Raw genomic sequence first — 6,000 nt, forward strand, 5'->3', positions numbered from 1 at the left:
TTTAACAAAAAAATATTGTAATATGATTATTCTCAAAAATAATAAAAATTAATTAATATTCTTACAATAACTCAATGAAAAAATCACAAAATAGAAAATAAAAAATTAGGAAGAATTTTAATAAGAAAATTCACCAATGCACAAATGTGTAAAATCGCATTTTACCAAATAATATATACTTTAAAAAAGTAACTATTAATCATGTTTTCTAAAGCTACCATTAAGGAGAGAAGACAATACTATCGTGAAGAATGGTCCGAAAATGACTTGCCTGACTTCATCACTACTGATTTGAAAAAGAGGGAGTTTGGTTTTGACCATAACGGGACTGGACCAAACGATAGATATAAAGTTTTCAGAGGAAAAGACTCTTTAAGAAAATTCTTAAGATATAAAGCTCCTTTTGCAGCATACATATCAGTAGCATTCTATAATAATCCAAAAAGAAGAGAGGACTGGCTAAAGGCAGAATACATTTTTGATGTTGATGCAAAAGATATTCCAATCAGGTCATGCCAATGCGAGGGCGTGTGTGAAGTATGTTTAGGTGAAGCTTTAGAAATAGTTAATGGCCTTATTGATACATTAGAATCCGATTTAGGTCTTAAAAACATTCATTTAATATATTCAGGAAGAGGATATCACATCAGAATTCTAGATGAGGAAATGATGTTTGCCAGTAGCGAACTTAGGTCTGAAGTATTGAAGTATGTTGCAGGTGCAGAAGTTCCCAAATCACAATTTGTAAATCCTGAAGTTTCAAATCAAAGTTTCAATTTTGAACACTTCTCAATTCCCGTAGGATATTCAAAAATATTTACCGATAAAGTTAAATTCAACATTCAGCATCTTGTCGGCAATGAAAAGCTTGACGGAATAAACCCTAAGTTAATGAAAGACATTATCGCATCAAGACACCACCTTGAAGATGATAACTGGGGATATTTCAAAAGGGATATTGGCCCTAGACGATACAAAAACTTAGTTGATGCTATGGCTCGCGTCAATTTAGCTACAATTGATGCAAAAGTAACTATTGATTTAAAAAGAATTTTAAGACTTCCATCATCACTTCACTCAAAAGTTAGCATGAAATGCATGGAAGTCAAAAACAGAGAAACATTTGATCCTTTCTCAAAAGCAGTTCCTAAATTTGTATATGAAAGAAAAGGTGTTTAGATGGAAGATGTTTTAAGGCAAATCCTGAGAAAAAGCCAATACTTTGAAGAGATTAGTGAAAATCGCTTTGTTCCACAATTTTTAGGGCTAATAGTTAATGGTGTTGTAGTGTATCATGTCAATTGGATTGACATAGTAGAAAAAGAACTTGTTTTCATCCACAAGGATATCCAAACTCATCCAATAGTTTCAATCGTTTTGGATTATCTCAATTCATTGATGATAATCACGGATTCTGGAATAAAAGAAGTAGTTTAATTCAATAATTTTTTATCCGATTCAAAGCATTTTGAAATTATTTTGCTGCTGATTACCTCTGGTGAATCATCTGCTGGAACAACATTCCATTCATAGGTAACCTTACTTGTTTTTGAACGTACTTCCCTTAAAGCATCAATGTTTTCAAACATTTCCTCATCTTCATTACGTGATTGGATACGTCTTAATGATTCTTCCGGAGTTACATCCAAAAAGAACATACAATCTGATTTTGGGAGAACCAGTGAAACGATTTTATAAACGATGACATTAACTACATTTGGAAGATATGCAACCGCCATCGTATATCTTGAAAAAATCAAAACATCAGTATCCTTATTATAATAATACATATGAACTGATCTTAAAGCATCAAGTCCAAAATAGATTGTAGCCTTAAGGTGATTTATCTTACCGGATTGCAGGAGAGCCTGCTTTGATTTTCTGCCAAATTTATTATCACAGCATGGATGAGACCTGACAGTGACTTGCCTTCCCTGCTTTTCATATGCATCAACAAGCAGATTGACCTGCGTATCCTTACCGCATCCATCCAATCCATCAATGACAATGAATTTGTTCATAACCTCACCTAATCTATCGGATAAAATTCCGTGTATTTTGAATTTCTCTCCATTGGATTTCTTCCCAAGTTTCTAACGATATTTCCTAAGCTTTCAATTGATGCCTCTACTCCATCAGGCGCGCCTGAAGCTTCTGAAAGTTCATCCCCTCCTAAGGTCCCACCTAAATCATTAGCACCAGCAGTCAGCGAAACTTGGGCAAACCTGAATCCCATTTTTACCCAGGACACCTGTATATTTGGAATCAAATCTCTTAACATCAACCTAGAAACTGCATATAATTTTAAATCTTCTGTTCCTGTAGCTCCAAGATTTCTTTGGCCTTCCAAGAATATTGGAGAGTATTCATGCATGAATGTCATAGGGATAAATTCTGTAAAACCCCCAGTTTCTTCCTGTAAGCGACGAATAATGTCAATATGCTCAACACGTTCCTCTAAAGTTTCAACATGCCCATACATTATTGTAGCAGAACCAGGAATTCCGGCTTCATGAGCAGTCCTAACCGCATCAATCCATTCCTGAACGCTGACCTTTTCAGGACATATTATCTCACGGGACCTGTCAGTCAAAATTTCCGCAGCAGTTCCCGGCAATGTATCCAAACCGGCAGATTTCAATCTTTCACATGCTTCAGCCATATCAATACCGGATAAAATAGCTGCATCATTAATCATAGTTGGTGAAAAACCATGAATCGAGACATCAGGATGTTTTCCTTTAAGCAACTCTAATAAATGTTCATAATATTCAATGTCTGCATCAGGCAAAACGCCGCCCATTAAAGTAAATTCACGAGCTCCCTTTTCAACAGCCCCATCAGCTTTTGCCAAAATCTCTTCATCACTTAAAATATAGGCTTCTGGGTCATCCACATCTTTTCCAAATGCGCAAAAGCCACATCTGACAGTGCATATATTGGTGAAGTTAATATTGCAGTTGTTAATGAAAGTGACATTATCTCCAACAATTTCTTGCCTCAAATAGTCAGCAGTTGCAAGTAAAGGGTAAAAATCAGAACCTTGAATATTCATCAAATGATTCGCTTCTTCAACAGTAATTTCTTCATCTAAAGATTTTGTTAATATTTTCTCAGTTTCAGAAGATACTGGCAGTTTATCAAACATGGTTATATATTACTATTAAATTAAATAAAAAGCTTTCTATTACTTTAATCAAATCTATGAAAATATGGAATAATATAAATTAAAATAATGAATTATAAATAATTGAAATTAAAAAATATAGGAAAATAATATATTTAACGAATGAAATATTTATTTAAATGATGAATAATATAATCTAAGATGTGATAGAATGGATAGTAGTGAAGCTATTTATAATGGCCTAAAAGATGTTGGAATTGACTTCATTGTAAGTGTTCCGTGCGTTAACCTATCAAAATTATTAAATATGATTGATGAAGATGAAGAAATAATCCATATTCCGGTTACACGTGAAGAGGAAGGAATCGGAATATGTGCAGGCGCAATTCTTGGAGGTAAAAAACCTGCAATATTAATGCAAAATTCAGGACTTGGAAACTCAATTAATGCTTTAAAATCACTGATGGAATTATATGAATTCCCACTGCTTATGATAATGAGCCACAGAGGAACTGATGGGGAGACTATTTGCGGACAAGTTCCGATGGGAGAGTCAACTCCACGAATTTTAGAGGCAATGGATTTTAGATTTTTCAAACCAGGAAATCCTGAAGCTGCATATGAGGATATTGTAACTTCATGGGATTTATCACAGGAAGAAGGAAAACCGGTTTCAATACTCTTAGAAATTAGTTATTGGTGATGGCATGGCAAGACGAGAAGCAATAATTGATATAATGAAAAACATTGAAGATGAAATTGTTATTTGTAATATTGGATTTCCCTCACGTGAGTTATATGACATTAAAGATAGGCAAGAAAACTTTTACATGATCGGATCAATGGGGCTTGCATCATCAATAGGTTTCGGTCTTGCGCTATCCAGACCGGATAAGGACATTGTTGTGATTGATGGGGATGGGTCACTTCTGATGAATATGGGTTCTCTTGTAACAATATTTGCACATAACCCTTCAAATTTAACTTGGATTGTTATAGATAATGGAGCTTATGGTTCAACTGGAAATCAGGATACTTATGCTCAAGTAATCGATTTATGTGAAATAGCAAAAAGCGTAGGATTTAAAAATAGCTTTAAATTTGAGGATATTGAGTTATCCGAGATAATAAAAAGTGATAATGCGAGTTTTATTGTATATGAAACAGAAGCGGGAAACTCTTCTGCACCAATTATTGATTTAAGTCCAGTTGAAATAAAAAACAGATTTATGAAATCTATTGAGTAATAAACTTATTATAATTACTTAATTATATTTGATTTTATCCAAATTAGTAGTAAATTATGTCTAAATAAATATAAAAAAATATAATTGATATAAAAACATTATTAAGGGAATTTAAAAAATAATTACTATGAATGAAGATAATTTATATGAAATTCTTGGATATGTAAAAATATCCACTTATCGAACAAAGACATTAAAATCACTTAATGACACTTTAAAAATGCCATCTGAAATTGCAAAAGACATTAACGCAAGTACTAGTCAGGTATCAGCTGCATTATCTGATTTGAAAAAACAAAAATTAGTGATTTGCGTTAATGAAGAAGTAAGAAAGGGAAGATTATATAAATGCAGCGAGTTGGGTTTAGAAATAATCAAACTATTAAATTAATCTAAATAATCCACAATTTCATGACCCACATTGGTTAACCTATAAATTCTATTTTTTCGTTTTTCTTCATTAATGCAGACGGCAACTTCATGATCTTTTAATTCTTTTAAAACTTTGGATATGTGATTAACACGAATATTTGAATCGTTTGCTAATTGTGTTGGAGTTTTATCTCCCTCTTGTAGGGATTTTACTGCTTTTACCCTATAGCTTGAAATATTTACATAAGCATATTTTTTTAGCGTTTCATCATCCATAATTATCCCCAAATTGTCATCAATATATACATTAAATATTTTTACTTACATTATAAATTGTGTTAATCATATGTATTTAAGAATTGCGGTTGAAAAATAAAACCATTATAATGAAAATAACTATTAAAATTTCATGCTAATTTTTGAAACACATTAATAATAATGAAGTATACTTTTAATTATTATAAAGACCTCATGAGAAAAGCAATAAAGTTAACATGCCTATGTAGATAGACAATTGAATTTATTGAAAAAAAAGAAAATTTAAGGAGATTAAAATATCTCCCGGATTTTTAGATTTTAAATATATTTATGTTAGCGGTTGTTTTACTGTATTTGCTGTTTCCGCCGTATGAGCTGCTTATTGAGTTTAAACCCAAATCAAGTTCTGCAACTGATATTTTGACTTGACCTAGCTTATCTGTTTTGAAAGCAGTCTTTACCCCATTTATGTTGAATACAACGGTTGCACCTTTAATTGCTTGGCCTGTTTGGTTGTTGGTCAATGTGGCAACTGCCTCTTGGGTTTCCATGTTGTAGACATTGGAAACTTTAGTTGGTATTTTTCCAGCTACGATATCTATTGAAGCTGTGGACTTGAGGTATTTGCTGTTTCCACCATAAGAAATTGCCGCATGGAAGTTGTCTAAATCCACACCGGAAACGGCAAGTCTTGCTTGACCTAGCTTATCTGTTTTAATAGCAGTCTTTGTACCTTCCAAGTTAAATACAATATTACCGCCTTTAATGGCTTTGCCAGTTTCAGCGTTGATTAATGTAGCAACCAATTCATTAGTTTCACTGTCATAGTACATTGAAATACTAGTCATAATTTTGGTTATTGTGAAATCAACAGTTGTAATGGATGAATTGTACTTACTGTTACCATTGTAGGAAACAGATGCTGTGTAGGTGCCTAGTTCCAAGTCAGCAACGGAAACAATAGCCTGACCATTCGCATCAGACTTAACAGTCTGT

9 protein-coding genes are annotated in these 6,000 nt (G+C 32.9%); 5 read left to right on the forward strand and 4 right to left on the reverse strand.

The window, feature by feature from the left end; genetic code table 11:
* Positions 1–201 precede the first annotated feature (201 nt).
* Both priS and IJI93_RS07260 read left to right on the forward strand, forming a co-directional pair.
* Entirely contained in the window at positions 202–1,179 is a 978-nt protein-coding gene (gene priS, locus IJI93_RS07255; RefSeq protein ID WP_292821678.1) for a DNA primase catalytic subunit PriS, read from the forward strand.
* A complete protein-coding gene (locus IJI93_RS07260) occupies positions 1,180–1,437 on the forward strand; it encodes a hypothetical protein (RefSeq protein ID WP_292821680.1) in 258 nt (85 codons plus the stop codon).
* On the opposite strand, the gene IJI93_RS07265 is transcribed toward IJI93_RS07260, so the two are convergent.
* Positions 1,434–2,021 (reverse strand): deoxynucleoside kinase, encoded by a 588-nt coding sequence (locus IJI93_RS07265; protein WP_292821682.1) that lies wholly within the window; start codon positions 2,019–2,021, stop codon positions 1,434–1,436. The two genes, IJI93_RS07260 and IJI93_RS07265, sit on opposite strands and share 4 nt — an antisense overlap.
* Before the next feature lie 8 nt (positions 2,022–2,029).
* Positions 2,030–3,148 (reverse strand): 5-amino-6-(D-ribitylamino)uracil--L-tyrosine 4-hydroxyphenyl transferase CofH, encoded by a 1,119-nt coding sequence (gene cofH / locus IJI93_RS07270; protein WP_292821684.1) that lies wholly within the window; start codon positions 3,146–3,148, stop codon positions 2,030–2,032.
* Positions 3,149–3,338: 190 nt separating this feature from the next.
* On the opposite strand from cofH, the gene comD reads away from it, so the two are divergent.
* From comD to IJI93_RS07285, 3 genes are all read left to right on the forward strand, one after another.
* On the forward strand, positions 3,339–3,830 hold the full coding sequence (comD, locus tag IJI93_RS07275; protein WP_292821686.1) for a sulfopyruvate decarboxylase subunit alpha: 492 nt from the start codon (positions 3,339–3,341) through the stop codon (positions 3,828–3,830).
* 4 nt (positions 3,831–3,834) lie between these two features.
* Positions 3,835–4,374 carry a sulfopyruvate decarboxylase subunit beta gene (comE, locus tag IJI93_RS07280; RefSeq protein ID WP_292821688.1) on the forward strand — a complete coding sequence of 180 codons (540 nt, stop codon included), beginning with the start codon at positions 3,835–3,837 and terminating at the stop codon, positions 4,372–4,374.
* 127 nt (positions 4,375–4,501) lie between these two features.
* On the forward strand, positions 4,502–4,765 hold the full coding sequence (locus IJI93_RS07285; protein WP_292821690.1) for a MarR family transcriptional regulator: 264 nt from the start codon (positions 4,502–4,504) through the stop codon (positions 4,763–4,765).
* Here the strand turns inward: IJI93_RS07285 and IJI93_RS07290 are convergent.
* Both IJI93_RS07290 and IJI93_RS07295 read right to left on the reverse strand, forming a co-directional pair.
* The gene (locus tag IJI93_RS07290) at positions 4,762–5,022 is read right to left on the reverse strand and encodes a transcriptional regulator (protein ID WP_292821692.1); all 261 of its coding nucleotides are present in this window, start codon (positions 5,020–5,022) and stop codon (positions 4,762–4,764) included. The genes IJI93_RS07285 and IJI93_RS07290 overlap by 4 nt on opposite strands.
* Before the next feature lie 293 nt (positions 5,023–5,315).
* The coding region (locus tag IJI93_RS07295) for a hypothetical protein (RefSeq protein ID WP_292821694.1) at positions 5,316–6,000 on the reverse strand (685 nt) is incomplete at its 5' end.

The organism is Methanobrevibacter sp., assembly GCF_017431965.1.
Taxonomy (GTDB): Archaea; Methanobacteriota; Methanobacteria; order Methanobacteriales; family Methanobacteriaceae; genus Methanocatella.

Excerpts from the sequence above, each read along its gene's own strand:
- IJI93_RS07285 (WP_292821690.1), top strand. The coding sequence starts at position 4,502 with ATGAATGAAGATAATTTATATGAAATTCTTGGATATGTAAAAATATCC.
- priS (WP_292821678.1), top strand. The coding sequence starts at position 202 with ATGTTTTCTAAAGCTACCATTAAGGAGAGAAGACAATACTATCGTGAA.
- IJI93_RS07265 (WP_292821682.1), bottom strand. The coding sequence starts at position 2,021 with ATGAACAAATTCATTGTCATTGATGGATTGGATGGATGCGGTAAGGAT.
- IJI93_RS07260 (WP_292821680.1), top strand. The coding sequence starts at position 1,180 with ATGGAAGATGTTTTAAGGCAAATCCTGAGAAAAAGCCAATACTTTGAA.
- comD (WP_292821686.1), top strand. The coding sequence starts at position 3,339 with ATGGATAGTAGTGAAGCTATTTATAATGGCCTAAAAGATGTTGGAATT.
- cofH (WP_292821684.1), bottom strand. The coding sequence starts at position 3,148 with ATGTTTGATAAACTGCCAGTATCTTCTGAAACTGAGAAAATATTAACA.
- comE (WP_292821688.1), top strand. The coding sequence starts at position 3,835 with ATGGCAAGACGAGAAGCAATAATTGATATAATGAAAAACATTGAAGAT.
- IJI93_RS07290 (WP_292821692.1), bottom strand. The coding sequence starts at position 5,022 with ATGGATGATGAAACGCTAAAAAAATATGCTTATGTAAATATTTCAAGC.